Source organism: Nonomuraea sp. NPDC052129 (genome assembly GCF_040680095.1).
GTDB lineage: Bacteria > Actinomycetota > Actinomycetes > Streptosporangiales > Streptosporangiaceae > Nonomuraea.
Genome location: NZ_JBFAVX010000032.1, coordinates 1 through 17,593, shown reverse-complemented (window position 1 = coordinate 17,593; position 17,593 = coordinate 1). Strand labels below are relative to the sequence as shown.

General features: G+C 68.2%; 17 protein-coding genes and 2 pseudogenes. 7 read left to right on the top strand and 12 right to left on the bottom strand.

Annotation, left to right across the window (positions count from 1 at the left end):
- Positions 1–42: 42 nt before the first annotated feature.
- The 3 genes from AB0L53_RS45125 to AB0L53_RS45115 form a co-directional block, all read right to left on the bottom strand.
- On the bottom strand, positions 43–918 hold the full coding sequence (locus tag AB0L53_RS45125) for an NAD(P)H-binding protein (RefSeq protein WP_364008567.1): 876 nt from the start codon (positions 916–918) through the stop codon (positions 43–45).
- 249 nt (positions 919–1,167) lie between these two features.
- Positions 1,168–1,545: a hypothetical protein gene (locus tag AB0L53_RS45120; RefSeq protein WP_364008564.1), complete on the bottom strand. Its 378-nt coding sequence runs from the start codon at positions 1,543–1,545 to the stop codon at positions 1,168–1,170.
- Complete coding sequence (locus tag AB0L53_RS45115; protein WP_364008561.1) at positions 1,533–2,198, bottom strand: HD domain-containing protein; 666 nt, start codon at positions 2,196–2,198, stop codon at positions 1,533–1,535. Before AB0L53_RS45115 ends, AB0L53_RS45120 begins: the two co-directional genes overlap by 13 nt.
- Before the next feature lie 73 nt (positions 2,199–2,271).
- Between AB0L53_RS45115 and AB0L53_RS45110 the strand changes: the two genes are divergently transcribed.
- Positions 2,272–3,228, top strand: a complete 957-nt coding sequence (locus tag AB0L53_RS45110) for a helix-turn-helix domain-containing protein (RefSeq protein WP_364008558.1) — start codon at positions 2,272–2,274, stop codon at positions 3,226–3,228.
- 17 nt (positions 3,229–3,245) lie between these two features.
- On the opposite strand, the gene AB0L53_RS45105 is transcribed toward AB0L53_RS45110, so the two are convergent.
- Positions 3,246–4,127, bottom strand: a complete 882-nt coding sequence (locus tag AB0L53_RS45105; RefSeq protein ID WP_364008555.1) for a nucleoside hydrolase — start codon at positions 4,125–4,127, stop codon at positions 3,246–3,248.
- 264 nt (positions 4,128–4,391) lie between these two features.
- On the opposite strand from AB0L53_RS45105, the gene AB0L53_RS45100 reads away from it, so the two are divergent.
- Both AB0L53_RS45100 and AB0L53_RS45095 read left to right on the top strand, forming a co-directional pair.
- Positions 4,392–5,114, top strand: a complete 723-nt coding sequence (locus AB0L53_RS45100) for a haloacid dehalogenase type II (protein WP_364008552.1) — start codon at positions 4,392–4,394, stop codon at positions 5,112–5,114.
- 72 nt (positions 5,115–5,186) lie between these two features.
- A complete protein-coding gene (locus tag AB0L53_RS45095) occupies positions 5,187–6,368 on the top strand; it encodes an erythromycin esterase family protein (RefSeq protein WP_364008549.1) in 1,182 nt (393 codons plus the stop codon).
- A gap of 235 nt (positions 6,369–6,603) precedes the next feature.
- Here the strand turns inward: AB0L53_RS45095 and AB0L53_RS45090 are convergent, their stop codons facing one another.
- Positions 6,604–7,260 carry a TetR/AcrR family transcriptional regulator gene (locus AB0L53_RS45090; protein WP_364008546.1) on the bottom strand — a complete coding sequence of 219 codons (657 nt, stop codon included), beginning with the start codon at positions 7,258–7,260 and terminating at the stop codon, positions 6,604–6,606.
- Between the two features lie 98 nt (positions 7,261–7,358).
- Between AB0L53_RS45090 and AB0L53_RS45085 the strand changes: the two genes are divergently transcribed.
- Positions 7,359–8,108 (top strand): NADPH-dependent F420 reductase, encoded by a 750-nt coding sequence (locus tag AB0L53_RS45085; RefSeq protein ID WP_364008543.1) that lies wholly within the window; start codon positions 7,359–7,361, stop codon positions 8,106–8,108.
- Positions 8,109–8,169: 61 nt separating this feature from the next.
- Here the strand turns inward: AB0L53_RS45085 and AB0L53_RS45080 are convergent, their stop codons facing one another.
- From AB0L53_RS45080 to AB0L53_RS45070, 3 genes are all read right to left on the bottom strand, one after another.
- Positions 8,170–8,703, bottom strand: a complete 534-nt coding sequence (locus AB0L53_RS45080) for a MarR family transcriptional regulator (protein ID WP_364008540.1) — start codon at positions 8,701–8,703, stop codon at positions 8,170–8,172.
- A gap of 159 nt (positions 8,704–8,862) precedes the next feature.
- A complete protein-coding gene (locus tag AB0L53_RS45075; protein WP_364008537.1) occupies positions 8,863–11,823 on the bottom strand; it encodes a glycosyl hydrolase in 2,961 nt (986 codons plus the stop codon).
- Entirely contained in the window at positions 11,813–13,165 is a 1,353-nt protein-coding gene (locus AB0L53_RS45070) for a sugar phosphate isomerase/epimerase (protein WP_364008534.1), read from the bottom strand. Before AB0L53_RS45070 ends, AB0L53_RS45075 begins: the two co-directional genes overlap by 11 nt.
- Here AB0L53_RS45070 and AB0L53_RS45065 point away from each other — a divergent pair.
- Both AB0L53_RS45065 and AB0L53_RS45060 read left to right on the top strand, forming a co-directional pair.
- Positions 13,100–13,264 (top strand): annotated as a pseudogene (locus AB0L53_RS45065) (hypothetical protein); the annotation flags it as partial. The gene AB0L53_RS45070 and the pseudogene AB0L53_RS45065 sit on opposite strands and share 66 nt — an antisense overlap.
- 73 nt (positions 13,265–13,337) lie before the next feature.
- Positions 13,338–13,499: pseudogene (locus tag AB0L53_RS45060) on the top strand (substrate-binding domain-containing protein); the annotation flags it as partial.
- Positions 13,500–13,539: 40 nt separating this feature from the next.
- Here the strand turns inward: AB0L53_RS45060 and AB0L53_RS45055 are convergent.
- Positions 13,540–13,929: a RidA family protein gene (locus AB0L53_RS45055; RefSeq protein ID WP_364008531.1), complete on the bottom strand. Its 390-nt coding sequence runs from the start codon at positions 13,927–13,929 to the stop codon at positions 13,540–13,542.
- Between the two features lie 67 nt (positions 13,930–13,996).
- On the opposite strand from AB0L53_RS45055, the gene AB0L53_RS45050 reads away from it, so the two are divergent.
- Positions 13,997–14,632, top strand: a complete 636-nt coding sequence (locus AB0L53_RS45050; RefSeq protein WP_364008528.1) for a CGNR zinc finger domain-containing protein — start codon at positions 13,997–13,999, stop codon at positions 14,630–14,632.
- A 60-nt stretch (positions 14,633–14,692) separates the two neighbouring features.
- Here the strand turns inward: AB0L53_RS45050 and AB0L53_RS45045 are convergent, their stop codons facing one another.
- From AB0L53_RS45045 to AB0L53_RS45035, 3 genes are all read right to left on the bottom strand, one after another.
- Entirely contained in the window at positions 14,693–16,330 is a 1,638-nt protein-coding gene (locus AB0L53_RS45045) for a phospholipase A2 (protein ID WP_364008525.1), read from the bottom strand.
- Between the two features lie 257 nt (positions 16,331–16,587).
- Positions 16,588–16,836, bottom strand: a complete 249-nt coding sequence (locus tag AB0L53_RS45040; RefSeq protein ID WP_364008522.1) for a hypothetical protein — start codon at positions 16,834–16,836, stop codon at positions 16,588–16,590.
- Between the two features lie 79 nt (positions 16,837–16,915).
- Positions 16,916–17,593 (bottom strand): LysR substrate-binding domain-containing protein (locus AB0L53_RS45035; protein ID WP_364008519.1); only part of this gene is annotated, 678 nt, incomplete at its 5' end.

Below are 17,593 nucleotides of genomic sequence, written 5' to 3'. Positions count from 1 at the left end.
TCAGGAGGCGCGGGCCTGCTCGGCCGCGTCGCGGGCAGCCATTCAGGCGGTGTGCGGGTCGAAGGCCGCCCGGTTCTGGGCGACGAAGCTCTCCACATCGAGGGGGTCGGCGCCGCCGATCTTCTTCACGAGGTCGTTCGTGCCGGCGAAGACGCCGTTGCGGTAGTCGACCGCGACGGCGAGAAGATGCTGGATGAGGTGCTCCGGCGCGCCGCGGTTTTCCAGGATGGTCCTGAACTCGTCGAGGCTGATGGGCACGTACGTGACCTGACGGCCGAGCGCCTGCGACATCTTCTCGGCGATCTCGTAGTGGTTGAGCTCCACCGGCCCGTACAGCGGGTAGATCTTGCCGGCGTGCGGGGCTGGATCCTCCAGGATGGCCGCGATCACCCTTGCCTGGTCGCTTTCAGCGATCGGGGCATGGCGTCCGTCGGCGAAGGGCAGCCGCAGTTCGCCGGTTCCGTCGGCCCAGGTGTCGATCAGCCACTGGGCGAAGAAGGTCGGGCGGATGTGGGTGACGGCCACCGGGAAGCGCTCCAGTACGCGTTCCGCGACCCAGTGCTGGCGTGCCGCGTTGCTGGCGGAGTCGCGGCGGGCGGAGATTTGCGACATGTTCACGATCGCCCGCACGCCGCTCTCCTCCGCCGCCAGGGCCACGTTCGCCGTGGCGTCCATCAGGCCGTGGCGGATCGGGTAGGTGAAGTACAGGGCATCGATCCCTTTCATCGCCTCCGCCAGGGAGTTGAGGTCGAGGACGTCGCCTTCCACGATCTGCGCCCCGAGACCGGCAAGCCTCTCGGAGCGCTCATCGACTCGGCGGACGAGCGCGCGGACGTGGTGGCCGCGTTGAAGCAGGAGCTCGGCGGTGTGGCGACCGGTCTTTCCCGTCGAGCCGATCACCAGAAGATTGCGTTCCATGATGGGTTTCCGTTTCTAGAGAAGTGCCGGTGCGGGAGTGAGTCCATCCATCCACTTGTTGTCGCTCATGGACTTTTCCTTCCCGGTCACGGTCACATGCCTGGAAGCAGTGACCGCCGCATTACTTCGAGAACATTTAGTTGTTACTCCTTCTTTGGAATTAGCAGTGTCGCGGCGTGCGGCGGGGTGGATGGTGAGCAGGGCGATGCCGGCGGACCGGCCAGCGGATCGCCCCTGATGCCTGAGTCGTCACCTCTCGTGTTTCTGGCCGGGTGCGGCCTCAGCGGGAACGTCCCGGACGACCTCTGTCAGCTCGCCGGAATCGACGTTGTAGAAGAGGCCATGAATCTCAATGTGTTTCGGCGTGCCTTGGCTGTTGCGGATCAGGTTCACGTCGTAGTCGAGTGACTTCTCGAAGTCGGCGATGCGGATGCCGTCCCAGTCGTACACGGACGAGATATCGGTGTGCTGTTCACGTTTCCACGCGTCGATGATCCCCTCCTCCGTGAAGGAGGTCCCGCCGCAGAAGGAATGGTGTACGACGACGACCCGCTCGATTCCGAACAGGTGCTGGGAGACGGTTTTCGACATGCTTGACTCCAACTCTTGCGGGTCTACTCTCCCCATGGGCCATTGGCTACGCCACGCTCCATGAAGGTGACTCCATCCGCTTCCCGCTCGCGCGCCAGATGAAAGGCGACCGCGTAAGGGGGTGCGGCTGTCTCGGAGCGGGCTCCGTGGGCGAGGATTTCCTCGGCCATATGGCGGACCATCTCAAGCCGTGGGTAGGCGGCATGGATCTGCCTCTGCTCCTTGGCCACGAGGTCGGTATTCTTCCCGAAGTCGATCCAGATGCCTTCGTAGGTCAGGTAGGTCAGCAGCCCCATTCGTTCGGGGATCTGCGGGGTGGTGTGAAGAGCGATCGCCTCCCAGACCCGGTCGACGTCCCGTGCGGGAGCGCCGAGTTCGGTCAGCACGGTGGCGGCGAGATCGGCGCCTTCCATCTCGAACCGGAGCCGGCCCGGTGCGTCGGGGCCCGTTCCCAGGTCGTGCATCACATTGGCGGCGAAGAGGAGTTCCTCGTCGTAGTCCGCGTCGTTCAGGACGCCTTTGTGGGCGGCGAACAGACGGGTCCAGTAGAAACCGCGAATGCTGTGGTTCAGCACAGATGGATGCACCGCGGCCCGTGCCGCGGCGAGGCTCGCCTCAACCAGCGGCCCGGCCGGGAGAGCGAGGACGTCGTTCTGCAACCCTTCCGAGAGGGCGGCGGTATCGGTCATAACTCGACGGTACGAGGCCAGGAACCCGGCCAAAAGTGGCACGGATGCCATTCAGCGCTACAATCGTGCCACTATGGCAGGCAGACACCACGTCGCAGTGCTCGTACAGCCCGGTGTGCTCCCGCTCGAGTTCGGTGCCGCGACGCAGATCTTCACCATGGACCCCCACTATGAGCTGACGGTGTGCGCTGACACCGAGACCGGGCTGGTGCCGGGGTGCGGCTTCGCGATCACCGTCGCGGCCGGCCTTGAGGCGCTGGACGACGCCGACACGGTGATCATTCCGGGCAACGACGACATTGACGCGACCCCGTCGGCTGAGCTGCTGGCGGCGCTACGGGCGGCTCACACCCGAGGTGCCCGGCTCGTCTCCATCTGCACCGCGGCCTTCACCCTTGCCGCGGCCGGGCTGCTCGATGGACGCCCCGCGACCACACATTGGCGGGCGGCCGAGCAGTTGCGTCAGCGGTATCCACGCGTCGATGTCCTGCCAGATCAGCTCTATGTCGACGACGGCGACATCCTCACCTCCGCCGGCGTGACCGCGGGGATCGACTTGTGCCTGCACCTGATCCGCACCGACCTCGGCGCCGCGGCGGCGAACACACGCGCACGTGATCTCGTCGCGCCGCCACGGCGACGGGGAGGTCAAGCGCAGTTCGTCGAACAGTTCCGCCCCGAAGCGAGCGGAGACGTACTTGCTCCTCTGCGGGAGTGGATGATCGACAACCTGGCGAAGCCCCTTGCCGTCGACGACCTCGCGGAACGCGCCCATATGTCGCGGCGGACACTGATCCGCCGCTTCCGCGAGGAGACCGGCACTCCGCCCATGGCCTGGCTGACCGACGCACGCATCGACCGAGCCCGCGAACTGCTGGAGGCGACCACCGTGCCCATCGAGCAGATCGGCCGCCTCACCGGGCTCGGCGCTCCCGCTTCCTTGCGGGCCGCGTTCCATCGGCACCTTGGCACCTCGCCTCAGGAATATCGGAGCCTGTTCCGCCACAAGGACGAGATGGCGGACGCCTGACCGGTCACACCCGCGCGTCAGTCGTGCTCGCGCCCGAAGGCCCGGATCTTGGCGAACATGTCCTCCAGCAGGAACCGCACGTCGACCTCCTCGCAGACCCGGATAGGGTGGTTCGAACCGGGCAGATAGGAGCCGTCCGCACCGAAGCGGGGAGCGGGCCTGACGCGCAGGTTTCCGCTCGCGGGGTAGAGCATCAGCGCGATGGCCGGTGAATCGCCCAGCGAGCGGGACTCGATCGGGCCGGGGTGGTACGTCGCGTTCCACTCGTGCAATTGCTTGATCAGGTAGCGACCCAGCGGGCCGGCATCACCGATCTTCTCCTCCAGTTCGGCATAGCTCACCGAGACCTTGGTGTAGACGTCTCTGGGCACCTGCCACACGGTCATGCCGGAGTCGAACACCACGTTGGCGGCATGGATGTCGTTGGAGAGGTTGAACTCGATTCGCGAGCCTTCGTCGTAGCCGCGGTATCCGGAGCCGCCGATCCAGATCACGACCAGCGGGCGTCGTACGAGGTCGGGGTCCAGCAGGATCGCCGAGGCCATGTCGGTCAGCGGCCCGAGGAAAGCCACATAGAGCGGGTCTTCCTCGCTCGCGAGCTTCGACTCCTCAATGATCAGCCGGGCGCCGGGGGAGTCCGCGGCGGTGTGCTCGTCCGGCAACGGCGTCGCCGCGCCGTTCGCGACGGTGACGGAGCCGGTCAGGCCGAGGAGATCCAGCAGGAGATCGATCTCCTCGCGGGACTCCTCCATGCTGCGCTGCGACCGCCAGGTGCCGAAATGGGCAGGAATCAGCCCGCGCATGTCGAGAGTCGGTGACAACAATCCGTGGACGATGGCGAACTGGTCATCGGCCTCGTTCTTGGCGTCGGTGTTGATGATCACTCTGCGCTTGCGCATCGCAGCTCCCATTGCATAATTATGCACTGCCGCATAATCTTCCGTTCCGGTAGGTTGTCCGATCTCCGGGGCGCTGTCAATGAGGAGCGCTGTCAACGACTGGCAGATGATCTCGGATCGCCTGACTGCCTGTTATACGGTTAACCGTGTCGATTCACCCGGTTACGGTGGCGGGCGCCGTCGCCGAACGAGCTGCGTCGTCGGCTGCTCGCCGACCTGGAAGGCGCAGTGCGGAAGTTGCAACCTCGTCCAGGAGCGTGCACGGTGACCTTCAGCGACTTCGATGCCCTCAGCTTCGACTGCTACGGGACCCTCATTGACTGGGAGACCGGCATCGCGGCCGTCCTGCGTAAGTGGGCCGGCGCGCACGGTCTCCGGATGACTGACGAACAACTGCTGATGGCGTACGCGACGCACGAGGCGCAGGCTGAGGTCGAGCATCCCGGCGACCTCTACCCGCGCATCCTGGCGCGCGCGATGCGTGGCCTGGGTGCGAAACTCGGCGTGCCGGTCAGTGACGAGGAGGCCGAGCGGCTGGCGGTCTCCGTGCCTGACTGGCCGGCCTTCCCCGACTCGGCGGAGGCGCTCGAGCGGCTCGCGCGCCGGTACAAGCTCATCATCTTGTCCAACGTGGACCGGGCCTCCTTCGCCGGCTCGAACAAGCGCCTCGGCGTCACCTTCACCAGCATCCTCACCGCTGAGGACATCGGCTCATACAAGCCGTCTCCCCGCAACTTCGAGGCGCTGATGAGCGAGGCCGGGCGGCTCGGGGTGGCCGACGGCAAGCTGCTGCACGTGGCGCAGAGCCTGTTCCACGACCACGTGCCGGCCAAGGCCGCGGGTCTGCCGACGGTGTGGATCAACCGCCGTCATGACAACCCGGGTGGGGGAGCAACGCCGGCGCCGTCGGCCGATGTCACCCCGGACTGGACCTTCACGTCCATGGGCGCGTTCGCGGACGCGGTCGACGCTGACAACTCTGTTTGAGGGTATGCACTCGTAAACGGCTAGAAGGGCCGCCAAAGTTTACACGAAGGGTTCAACGATACAGTCGAATGCATGACGGCCTTCAGCCGGGACGCCGCCCGTTCCCTCACTGGCGGCGCCCTCACCGCGCTCCTGTCTCCGGCCACCCGCCTGCTCGGCCTCGGCGAGCCCACCCACGGCGTCGAAGCCTTCCTCGAACTGCGCAACGACCTCTTCCACCACCTCGTCGAGCACGACGGCTACCGCTCGATCACCTTGGAGAGCGACTGCCTCGCGGCCCTGACCGCCGACGCATACGTCACCGACGGCACCGCGACCCTCGACGACGCGATGAGCCGCGGCTTCAGCCACGGCTTCGGCGCCTCACCCGCCAACCGGGAGCTCCTGCGCTGGATGCGCGCCTACAACGAGCAGCGTTCCCCGGACGAGCGGCTCCACTTCTACGGCTTCGACGCCCCGCTGGAGGTGACCGGCGTCGCCAGTCCCCGCCCAGCCCTGACCGCGCTGTACGACTACCTCGCCGCCCACCTCGACCTGGCCTGTAGTCGCGAGACCCTCGACGAGCTGCTCGGATCCGACGAGCGCTGGATCGATCGGGGCATCATGGATCCCACCGAGTCCGTCGGCCGCACCCCCGAGGCCAAGGAATTGCGCCTGATCGCCGACGACCTGCGCGCGCTGCTCACCGCGCACGCCCCCCACCTGACGGCCACCACCTCATCCGACGACTGGTGGCGCGCCGACCTGCACGCCCGCACCGCCGCCGGGCTCCTGCGCTACCACGCCGGCCTGGCCGACACCGCGCCCACCCGCCTCGGCACGCTCATGTGCCTGCGCGATGCGATGATGGCCGACAACCTCGACGCCATCGTCCGCCGCGAGGCCCGTCGCGGCCCCACGCTCGCGTTCGCCGGCAACCGCCATCTGCAGCGCGACAAGAGTCACTTGTGGTTCGCCGGTCAGTCGCTCCAGTGGTGGAGCGCGGGCGCCATCATCGGCACCCACCTCGGCGATCAGTACGCCTTCGCCGCCGCCACCTTCGGCACCCGCGGCTCCGACGTCCCTCCTCCCGACACCCTAGAAGGACTCCTGTCGACCCTGCCCCACGCCCGTGCCGTCATCGATCCCGGCCGCCTCGCCGCGACCCTCGACCGGAAGCTGACGCCTCGCGTGCCGGCCGAGTACACCTACCTGTCTCTTGACCCGGCCACCATCGACCAGATCGACGCCATCGTGTTCGTCAAGGAAATCTGACCCACCCATCGTGGCCGCCGTTCCCGAAGGGGGTCCCTTTCTGGGGATCTCAACCACGGAGGACCGTCCTCTTCCGCTTCCCCAAAGGGGGTCCCTCCGAAGAGACCTCTGCCGGCACGACTTCCGATTCCCGGAGAAAGTGTCTCTCGGTAGGGACCTCGGCCACGACGGACCGTCTTCTTTCGTTCCCCCGGAGGGGGTATCCCACCAAAGGCACCCCCACCACGACGGACCGTCACAGAGATTGGGGCACTGGCCGATCACCTCGCGGGTTCGCGGCGTCATCAACGGGTGTGCCGTCGAGGTGGTGGAGGGCGGCGAGGAGGGGCCAGGTCGACGCGGCCATCTCGTTCGGTGTCCGCGGGCATCCGCGCTGGAGCCAGTCGGAGGCCACGCCGATGAGCGCGCCGGCGGTGAACGCGGCGGGTACGTCATGCGGGACCTCAGGCGCCGCGACCGGTGACGCGCATGCGGCGAAGTGGATGGTCGCGGTGATCCGGCGGCGTACGTGGTCGATGACGCGCGCGCTGCCCTGCGGCCCCAGCAGGCTGCGATAGAGACCGGCGTACTCGGCGAGGTTGGCGAAGAACGCCGCCAGCGCCTGGATCGGGTCCGGCGCCTCGTCCGCCGTCTCGCAGGCGAGGGCGGGCAGGGACTCGATCAAGTCGTCGACCATGGCGGTGCAGGCGGCTTCGGCCAGCTCGTGTACGTCCCGGTAATGGGAGTAGAAGGCGGAACGGCTCACCTCGGCCCGCTCGGCGACGTCGGCGACGCTGATCTGCGACAGGTCCCGCTCCTCGGCGAGCTGGATCAGAGTGCGCCGCAGGGCCGCCTGGGTGCGTCGCACGCGCAGGTCGACCTTCGGGGGGTTGCTGTCTCTGGTCGTTGCCACATCCGTAACTCTAGCCTACCGTACATGTGTCTTTATTCTTGCATGTGTGCTGTATCTTGCAGATGTCCCGTAAATTTCCCCACTGAGATGGAGACGCCATGACCAAGACTCTCGGCCTCATAGGCACCGGAATGATCGGCGGCACGCTGGCCCGCCTCGCCGTCGCCGCCGGCCTGAACGTCGTTCTGAGCAACTCGCGTGGCCCCGAGACCCTCGCCGATCTCGTGACCGAGCTGGGCGGGCAGGCCCGCGCGGCCACGCCGGCCGCGGCCGCCGAGGCCGGTGACCTGGTCGTGGCCACCGTTCCGCTGCACGCCTACGAGCAGCTGCCGGCCGCCGCTCTGGCGGGCAAGATCGTGATCGACACGATGAACTACTACCCGGAGCGCGACGGCCGCATCGCCGAGCTGGACTCCGACGAGCTGACCTCCAGCGCCCTGGTGCAGCGGCACCTGGCCGGCTCACGCCTGGTCAAGGCGTTCAACAACATCGACTTCCACCGCCTGTCCACCAGCGCCCGGCCGGCCGGGGCCGCCGACCGCAGCGCCCTGCCCATCGCGGGTGACGACCCGGCCGCCAAGGCCGAGGTGATCGCGCTGCTGGACGCACTTGGCTACGACGCGGTGGACACCGGGTCGCTCGCCGACAGCTGGCGCGTCGAACCGGGCACGCCGGTGTACGTCCAGCCGTACTTCCCGGGGCAGACGCCCGAGGGGGTCGGCCAGGACGAGGCGTTCCGCTGGTTCTTCGAGACCCCGGGCGTCCCGGTGCCGGCCGCTCAGGTGAAGGAACTGATCGACAGCGCCGTCCGAGGCGTGGCGGGCGGAAAGCTTCTCCCGGGGGCATAGTCCGGCGCCGCCGGGAGCGGGCTGACGGCCTCGCCCACGATGCCGTGGGGACCAGGAGACCTCAGCCCGACCTGACATGGCCTTTCGGCGTCGGCAGTTTCCACATCGTGTCGCGGGCAAAGCGGGCGAGGAGGCGTTTGAGCGTGTCCACGTCCTCGTCGCTCCAGTCCGCCAGGAGCGACTCAAGGTCCTGCTGGACGCACTCCATGATCCGCTCCCCGATCTCCCGCCCCCGGGGAGTGAGGGCGAGCAGCACGCTGCGTTCGTCCGATGGCTCGCGAACACGCACGATGAGGCCCGCGTCGTGCAGGCGATGGGCGATCTTGGTGAGATTGGCCCGCCCTGTTCCGAGGGCCAGCGCGAGGTCGCTGGGGCGCATCGCTCCCCGGTAGCTGAGCTGGTTCACGACGAGGAACATCGGCACATCGTTGACGGGGAATTCGACGGCGGCCATGAGGGCCAGTCGTACCGCATGACTGTCCGCCCAGTGGATGATCGAGGAGAGGGAGACGCGCGGATCGAGGAGGTCCGGGGCGATGACGGAGGACAGGTCGATGTCCTGATCGTCCAGCTCGTGGCGTTGTGTCCAGGTCACGATGTGCCTCCCCTCGCCCGTTGTATCCGCGCTCTGTCTCCGGGAACCCTACTGCCGGTCGGGAGGGCGGGCGACCGGATGCGCAGGCTCCCGCGCGACCGGTCGCCGGCCCGGCCGCCTCAGCCCCCCGCCCGCCTCAGCCCGCCCGACCCGGCTGGTTCAGTTCGCCGTCGCTTCGCGCAGTAGCAGCAGTCGCACCGGTCCGAGCAGGCCGTGGTCGTGTACCTCGGTCTGCTGCATCCCAGCGCCTCCGGCGAGCTGCGCGGCGATGTCGGGAATCGAGTCGTAGTAGCCGCGGGCGAGCAGCCGGTTGTTCAGCGAGCTCGACACCCGGACCGTCACCGTGTTCTCCCCGTGCCGCAGGTCGGCGGTGACATCCACGGTCGGGCGGGAGGTGTCGAAGCCCTTGACCGGGCCCTCATTGACCTGGACGGAGCCGAGGCCACCCGCCGTCGATCCGAGGTCCAGCACGTACCTGGCTCCCGCGACGGGCGCCTCCTCCAGGGTGAACGTCGCGTCGTACGCTCCGACGCCGCTGACGTCGGGACCGACCTGGCGGAGGTCCTTCCACGGGCGGAGCGGGCCGTGGCCGCCGTCGAGGCGGGTGATCGCGGTGGTGGGCCGTACCTCGCGGGTCTCGTAACCGAGCCCGCGGTCCTCGCTGATCACCTCGAGCTCGCCGGCGTCCCAGCTCTCGACCGTGGTCGTCCACTCCGCGATCTCCTGGAGGAGGCGCGGCTCGACGGGCTCGGAGCCCGCCGGCTCCCGTGCCGAGCGGTCGATCGTGAACAGCGCGGTCTCCCCGGGCGCCAGGGACACAGAGATGAGTGTCCGTCCCGCCTCGTACCGGATGCCGGGGTGCGGGTGGATGTCGCCGGTCCAGGCGTCGATCCGGTGAGCCGTCCCGGTGCCGGGGAGGGCGATCTCGACCGTGGTCGGCTCGCTGGTCTCGTACAGGAAGTGATACAGGTACAGGTGCAGCAGATCGCCGTCCTCGCGCAGGTGGCTGAGCAGGCTGCGGTTCTCGCCGGTGAACTCGGCGCGTCCGGCGATGCCGAGCTCGCGCAGCGCCTCGACGGTGCCGGCCGGGTCGTTCACCTCGGCGACGGTCGGCAGCGCGCGAAGTCGCGCCATTGTCTGGGCGAGCTCCTCGTCGCGGCCGTCGAGCCCCGGGGTGCGGGCGGCCGCTCGGGGATGGGTGGTGTACTGGCCGGCCATGAGCCACTTGAGCTCGGTGGCGCCGTTGACGATGAGCAGCTTCATGCCCTGCCGCGCCCACTCCAGAAGCTTGACCGCCACGTCCGGGTCGAGCGTGTCCTGATAGACGACGAGCGCCTGATAACCCGGACCGTGCGGCTGCACCAGCCCGTCCGCGAACGACACCTCCTCGCGCAGCAGCAGTGAGCCGTCGAAGAACTCGTAGGTCCACCCGGCGTCCTGCATGCCCAGGTCCCGCCACCAGTGGTTGTGCCGGTCGCGCATCCACATGCGCCCGTAGGCGTCCTCGTCCGGGATCCGCCGCCCGTCCTGGTCGAGGAAGACCAGCCCCGAGGTGTTGTCGGTGAAGTGGTCGGTACGGAGGATCCCCACGTCGATCCGCGGCCGGCCTTGCCGCAGGACGCACTGGTAGCGGCCGATCGCCTTGTTCCACAGCGGGTAGAACTCCGCCGCGGGCTGCCGCGTGTCGAACCGCTCGGAGAACATCGGCCACATGCCCTCATGTCCCGGCCAATGGGTGACGCCCTCCGCGCCCGCGGTGCTCGCCCAGCCGTGCAGCACGGTCTTGGTGATCCCCGCCGCCAGCTGGGTGGCGATGATCTGGTCGTAGAAGCGGTGGTCGAGCATGTGGTTGCGGGTGGTCGCGCCGGTCTCGGAGGAGTACTGCTTGCCGAACAGGTGAGCCGGACCGGCCAGCAAGCGATAGGCGTCGATCTGCGCGCCGAACTCCAGGGACTCCGTCTCGATGCCGTCGACCTCCGGCCCCGGCCGGGTGAGCTCGAACGGCAGTCCGTAGCTGATCTCGGCGCGGAGCGAAATCCCGTTGTCGTGCAGGAACGCGGCGAAGGGGCGGAGCATGTTCTCGATGTAGAGGTCGGTGAGCGTACGCACGTAGTCGAAGCGCACCTTCTCGACGGTGACGCGGTGCTCCTCGCGCACGTCGTTCTGGTAGGTCGTGCTGACAGCCATGAAGGGCGCGGACCGGATCAGGAAGGGCAGCCAGCGGGTGAGGTCGTACCCGCGACGGGCGCGGAACTCCCGCGCGACGGTGCGCCCCCAGAACATGCCCCCGGCGCCGTAGACGGACAGTTCGAGGGAGTCCATGTACATCTGCGCGCGCGGGTTGCGGCTGATCTGCTCGCGCAACTCCGGCGTGAGCACGACCGAGTCCCAGTAGTCGATGACCGCGTCGACTCCGTCCCGGTCCAGGTAGTTGACGGTGTAGTTGACCGACGCCGAGGGGGAGGCGGTCTGTCCGGTGCCGTGTGTCCAGAAGACGAAGAGCCGCCAGTCGCCGTCGGCGGGCGCGCTCCACTCCAGCCTCTCCTCCCGCACCTGGTCGGAGAGGTCGATGACGGAGTCGAGGTCGAGGATCGTGCCCGTCGCGCCGGTCTCCAGCAGGCGGGCGGCCACGACGGCCACCAGGTGCTGCTCGGTGATCTTGCCGCGGTGGCCGGGAATGTGCAGCGTTGGCGGCTCGGCGTCCAGGTCGACGCGCGGCAGCGCCCCGCTGCGGGAGCTCGAAGGGGCGAGGTCCTCGAACACCACGTCGAGCTCCTGGGCCGCGGCCGGGTCGTCGGGGGTGATCGTGGGGAGGTTCGCGTTCGACCAGTTCGTGCCGGAGGTGAAGCTCACCGACATGTTCCGTTTAGTGGTCTCTTCGACGACCACCTGGGAGTCGTGCACCCACTCCTCCGCACCCCAGCCGTAGCGGGAGTGGTCGATGGCGCCCTCGTCCATCGCGAGGAACTCCATCCCGCCGAAACCCAGCCGGTGCGCGGTGTCGATCTCGCGGACCAGCGTCTCGTCGGTGTGCAGGCCCTCCGCCAGCCACCAGCGCAGCTCGGGCCGGAACTCGATCGACGGGTCGGCGATCATGCGGGCGAGGTCGTCAAGTGACACGCGTTTCTCCCTGAACGTCAATGGGGGCCCTGAGAGTGCCCGTCGGACCGACAGTAGGGCGCACAACAGCAGAAAACAATGTCGTGAGGAAACAATAAATTGTCCTGAGGAAACTTGTGGGCCCTCGCGTACGCCTCGGAACAACGGCTCGACAGCGTCTCGGCTTCGCGGCAAGCTTGAGATCAGTGGACGCGGCCGCCAGCGGTCCTCGCCGGAACCACCCGAAACCTGTGGGAGAAGGCCTTAGCCGAACGCGCGATGACCGATCCCCTTCTCCTGCGCCAAGGGACACTACCCGCTGGTCGCCGGCGACAACGGCATCGCCAGGGAGCCCGGCTGCCACAAGCTGCACTCGCACGCCTACATCCGCATCAACGGCGGCTCCATCATCCGGATCGGCGACAGCCCCCGAGACTCGCGCATGAAGGGTAGAGGGCCTTCTTGAAGGACTTGATTTTCGCGTCGTCAGCCCGCGGCCGACGGCGACGAAGTCCCAGGAGGAGTTCCGCGGCCAGCGCGACAGGGTGTACGGCCCGCCGAGGCCGACGGCCCTGGGCTCGTCCGGGTGGACCCGGCCGAAGCGGTCGTCGAGGACGCCGTTCACCCGCGCCTCCGGGTTGATCCGGGTGTCCTTGGCAGCCGCGTTGTACACCAGCGAGCCGAGGCGGCCGATCGCCGCCACCGGGTCGATGCCCTGCCAGAACAGGTGGCTGGGGTCCATCTCGGCGCCGACATGCGTCGCGTCGATCGTGTCGACGAGCCGCTCCAGCGTCGCCGGGTTGTAGACGACGTTGTGCGGGTGCATCTCGATCGCGACCTTGACGTCGAAGTGGGTCGCGTGCCACTGGACCTTCTTCCAGAACGGGATCGCCACCTCGTTCCACTGGTAGCCCTGAACGTCGAGGTAGGCGCTGTCCCAGGGCAGAACGTTCCACGCCGGGTTGGTGCCGGTGGCGCTCGCGGCGGGCGTACCCGACATCGCGACGACGCGCTTGACGCCCAGGACTGCGGCCAGCTCCAGCGACCGCAGGAGGTCGCCCGCGTGTTTCTCCCGTACCTCGGCGTTCGGGTGAAGGGGGTTGCCGTTGCAGTTGAGCGCGGTGAGCGTGATCCCCTGCTCGTAGAAGAGCCCGAGGTAGTCCTGACGGGCCTGCTCGCTGCCGAAGATGTCGTCGATCGGGAGGTGCGGCTCCGGGATGAACCCGCCGGAGTTGATCTCCGCGCTGTCCAGCCCCATCCCCCTGAGAATGGCCAGGGCCTCGGGCAGCGGCCTGTCGTGCAGGCAGGCGGACGGCACGGGCTCGAGCCCGTCGTCCTTCCTGGCGGTCTCACCGAGCGCCAAGGGGCGGCGGCGCTGAAGCGCCTCCGCACAGATGTCACGGCGGTCGTCGCGTTCGACGACCGTACGGCATTAGGGATGATGGAGGCGCTGGAGAGCCAGGGGGTCAGGGTGCCGGCCGACATGTCCGTGACCGGCTTCGACGACAGCCTCATGGCGCGGCACCCGCGCATCGCTCACGACCGTCAGCCAGTCGCCGCTGGAGCAGGCCCGGCTCGCCGTCCAGGCGGCCATCGACCGGCTGAGCGGCGACAATCAGGAACGCCGCGAGATCGTCCTGCCCACACGCCTCATCGTCCGTGGCAGTACCGGCGTCTCCCCGCGAACCGCCGGATAGCGACTTGGCACACTCGCGGATGTGCCGCCGGCCCGTGGGGTCACACGACGGCGACGGCGTCGACCTCGACGAGGAACCCGGGGCCCAGGCCGGCGACGACGTGCACCGTGATGGCCGGCGGTGGGTCGGCCCGGTCCCACACCTCCTGGAAGGCGGCCACGCCCTCGTCGAAGGTGTGGCCGTCCACCACGGCGATGCGCCAGTGCACGATGTTCGCCAGGCTCGCCCCCTCGCTCGCCAAGATGGCCGCGAGGTTGCGGAACACCTGCCTGGCCTGCTCCCCGACCGTGGGACCGACGACCTTGCCGTCGGCGCCGACGCCGTTCTGGCCGCCGATGTAGATCGTCTTGGCCGGCTGTTCGACCACGACGGCCTGGCTGAAGGCCGGACTGCGGTGGAGTCCCTCGGGGTTGATGTGCCGTGTGCTCATGTGTCGTCCTCCTCTGACGCTGACACCGGTAATAGTGGTTTCGTACGACACCAGTTATAGTGGTTTCATGCGCGCGAGCACAACCGGCAGGATGCTGCACGACCCCAAGGGAGGGTCGTTCTGGTTCGACGCCGGCGCGGTCTGCCTGGACTTCGCCCACACGGGCGGCGAGGGCCGTTACGCGGTGTTCGAAACCCTGCATGAGCCTGCCGACCTGGGCGAATGGCTGGCCGAGCCGCCGCTGGCCGCGGTCATGACGGTCCCCGTGACGGCCCGCGAGCTGATCGCGGCCAAGGCCCTCCGCCAGGCGATCTGGGACGCGGCGCACGCCCAGGCCGCGCGTCGCCCCCTCCCTGCCGAGGCGGTCGCGACCATCAACCGGGCCGCGGCCGAAGCGCCGCTGGTCCCCGAGCTGATCCACGAGCTGGTCCCCGCGCCGGTTGTCGGCGGCACGACCGCGGGGTGGGTGTCGCCCGTGCGGGCGACGCAAGCGCTGTCGACGCTGGCGCGGGAGATGATCGAGCTGCTGTCCGGGCCGCTCTCCGAGCGCATCCGCGAGTGCGCGAGCGACGACTGCCCGCTCGTGTTCGTCGACTCCTCCCGCCCAGGGGCCCGGCGCTGGTGCGCGATGGAGCGCTGCGGCAACCGCCACAAACTCCGGGCGCACCGCGCCCGGCGCGCCACGGAGCCGGATGGCGGCTGATGCCGCCATCCGGCCCGGGGGAGGTTACTCAGCGGGTTTTACGGCTTGCGCACGCCGTTCTCAAGGCATGCCGAAGAGGAGAACAGCCGCGTAGTAGACTGCCGCGATCTTCCTGCAGGCGCCCCGCACCAGGAAGAAGTAGCCCCCGCACACCTTGTCCTTCAAGGTGATGTAGAAGCGGGTGTCCACGTCGGCCTTTCGCCAGAGAGTGCGGTCGAGGTAGTACTTGTAGTGCTTCTTCTGGTTGGTCATCAGGCCGTACCCGTAATCGTGGGAGTCACAGGCCGGTCGGAAGTCGAACCCGGCGGGGCGGTCCGCTCCCGGCTTCGTGCAGTGGTCGTAGTCGATGCCCCTGACCTTGAAGCCGCTGGCGGTCCGCTTCCAGCTCGGCTTCCGCCATTTGCCGCCATGGAATGCCCACGCCGAGCAGCCCGACTTCGTGTACCACATCCAGGTCTTGGCCGTGTCACACTTCTTCGGGTAGGACTGCGGGGGGTCCACGCCGTCCGGCAGGAAGTCACTGGCCGGCGGCTCGGTGGCGTTGGGGTCGTCGAGTCCGGCCGCGCCCTCGGTCGTCCCGCCGTTGGCCGGCATGTCGGTGTCGGTGGCGGTCACCTGGGGAGCGGCGACGCCCGCCGGGAAGGAGAGCTGCCAGCCGCCGTTGCTGGCGGACTCGATCGACGACAGGCGTCCCACCGAGTCGTAGGCGTAGGTCCCCTGCGTGGCGCCGACGCTGGGGTCGGTCACGGTGCGCAGCAGGCCGTTCGGGTCGTAGGAGTAGCTGGCCTCGGTCTGCGGCGCCTGGGTTCCGTACGCGACGGTGATCTCCTTGAGCCGGCCCGCGAAGTCGCCGAAGGAGGTGCCGGCGGCCGTGGTGGCCGTGGCGTAGGTGAACTTGGTGACGGACGCGGGGTTCTCGCCACGGGTCGGTTCCTTGACGGTGCTGACCCGGGCCTGGGCGTCGTAGGTGATCGTGGACTTGCCGAGGGCGGCGGTGCCGACGCTGGTCACGCGCCAGGGGTCGGCGCTCGGCGCCCCGGCCGGCCGTGACCAGACGTAGGTGAGCTGGAGGTCGGCGGCGCTGATGGGGGTGCCGTCGGGGTAGGTCATGGGCTCGGCGCCCGGGTTCAGGGGACCCAAATCCGTCACGAACGTCTCGGTCGTCGTGGTGCGCATCGCGCCGACGGCCGCGTCCCACTTGGTGGTTTCGGTGATCTTGGATCCGTCGGCGGCCTCGTACGTCTGGATGCCGCCCCCGTCAGGGGTGGAGACGCTGCTCTTCAGGGGGTAGCTGGTCGACGTCCCTTCCTCGAGTTCCGTGACGACGAGGGTGCCGTTCTGGTTCTCCAGTTTCCGGTTGATCTCCCCACCGGCGAACTCGGCCTGCCAGCCCGGCCCGAAGACGCCCAGTTCGGGGCGGGTGGCCGGGGCCGACTGCGGTCGGGCCAGGTCACCACCGGCCAGCGCCACACCGTGCTTACGGCTGATCGCGCCCGCGGACACGTCCAGCTCGGTGAGTTTGAAGGTTTTGGTGTCGGCGGAGTACTGGCCGGGGCCGATCTCCTGCACGTCGGCAGGCGGCGGGTCGGCGAGCACTGCGACGGAGGCCTTCGAGGTGACCGTGGCGGCGGAGACCTCGGGGGCTAGGAAGGGGAGGAGCATCGCCGTGACGGCGACGGGGAGCGCTAATCGGCGCAAGTGGTGCCTCCAGGAAAAGAGAAAAAGTGATTTGATCACCTGGAGGATAAGTGCTGATAAATCGTTTTGACAAGAGCTTGACTGTTTTGCAGAACGATGCTCAAATCGCCGATGGAGCTATAGTTTGGAGGTGAATTATTCATACGTTTGCGCAGGTAGGTGGGCTGTATAGTGAGTTTATGGTGAATTTATGGCGATGCTGTGGGGGTTTCGGCAATAATGACTTGACTTTGGTTATTGGCAATTGTGCTGTCGCGTCACCAGGGATCGCGACGGCGTCGTTCCATCGTCTCGTCGTGGGCCGATCGCGGCGGCAGGCCAGGGGGCTCCGGGTCGGACAGGACGAAGATCTCGAACAGGATGCCGCCCACAACGAGGATGGCCACCACGGCGACGACCACATACGGCAGCGATTCAGGTACGAAGATCACCACGATCAGAGCGACGAACCCCAGGATCAGAACCCCCACAAAGGCAAGGGCGAGCTGCCGCAGCCTCTCCTTCACACATCCTCCCGATCAGCGCAGGTAAGGGGGCGGTTTCGACGGTGCAGGCGACGCCGAAACCGTTGAGCGCTTTCTTGACCTATTCGTCGGGAACCACCACCGCGGATTCCGGCGAGCTTGCGGATTCCGCCGCCGAGATGCCGAGGGCGGACAGGAACGCCGCGGCGACGGGGGAGGGAGAGAAGCGACTCCAGATGAGGTGCTCCATGCGGGCGGGAGCGTCGCGAAGCTGGAGGACGGGCAGATCGGCGAGTTCGGCCACGAACGCGGCGGGCAGCATCCCGATGCCCAGGCCCTGCCGGACCAGGCGAGTGATGAAGTCCACGGTCGTCACCTCGAAGGCGACCTCCCGCCGCACCCCGGCCGCCGCGAACGCCTCGTCCGACTGGGCCCGCGCGGCGGTGCCCAGGGGGAAGTCGACGAACGGTTCGTCCGCCAGTTGGTGCAGGTCCACACACTGCTCGTCCGCCAGCGGGTGGTCGGGCGCGACCAGGGCGACGAGGTCGCCGCGCGCCAGTTCGCGGCCGCGGACTCCCTGGGGGCGCGCGCCCAGGGGAAGCCCCAGGAAGGCGACGTCCAGGGTGCCCTGGTTCACCCCTTCGATGAGATCCTCGCTCGCGCCCGAGCGGAGGCTGATCCGTACCTGCCGATGCCGCAGGTGGAACTCCTTCAGCGCGGCCGGCAGATCGACCGCCGCGACCGTGGGGATGGCGCCGATGGCGAGCCGGCCGCGGATCTCGCCGGCGGCGGCCGCCAC

What these genes read in the sequence shown, in the direction of transcription:
- AB0L53_RS45125 (WP_364008567.1), bottom strand. Translation starts at nt 918, where the DNA reads ATGGAACGCAATCTTCTGGTGATCGGCTCGACGGGAAAGACCGGTCGC.
- AB0L53_RS45120 (WP_364008564.1), bottom strand. Translation starts at nt 1,545, where the DNA reads ATGGGGAGAGTAGACCCGCAAGAGTTGGAGTCAAGCATGTCGAAAACC.
- AB0L53_RS45115 (WP_364008561.1), bottom strand. Translation starts at nt 2,198, where the DNA reads ATGACCGATACCGCCGCCCTCTCGGAAGGGTTGCAGAACGACGTCCTC.
- AB0L53_RS45110 (WP_364008558.1), top strand. Translation starts at nt 2,272, where the DNA reads ATGGCAGGCAGACACCACGTCGCAGTGCTCGTACAGCCCGGTGTGCTC.
- AB0L53_RS45105 (WP_364008555.1), bottom strand. Translation starts at nt 4,127, where the DNA reads ATGCGCAAGCGCAGAGTGATCATCAACACCGACGCCAAGAACGAGGCC.
- AB0L53_RS45095 (WP_364008549.1), top strand. Translation starts at nt 5,187, where the DNA reads ATGACGGCCTTCAGCCGGGACGCCGCCCGTTCCCTCACTGGCGGCGCC.
- AB0L53_RS45085 (WP_364008543.1), top strand. Translation starts at nt 7,359, where the DNA reads ATGACCAAGACTCTCGGCCTCATAGGCACCGGAATGATCGGCGGCACG.
- AB0L53_RS45055 (WP_364008531.1), bottom strand. Translation starts at nt 13,929, where the DNA reads ATGAGCACACGGCACATCAACCCCGAGGGACTCCACCGCAGTCCGGCC.
- AB0L53_RS45050 (WP_364008528.1), top strand. Translation starts at nt 13,997, where the DNA reads ATGCGCGCGAGCACAACCGGCAGGATGCTGCACGACCCCAAGGGAGGG.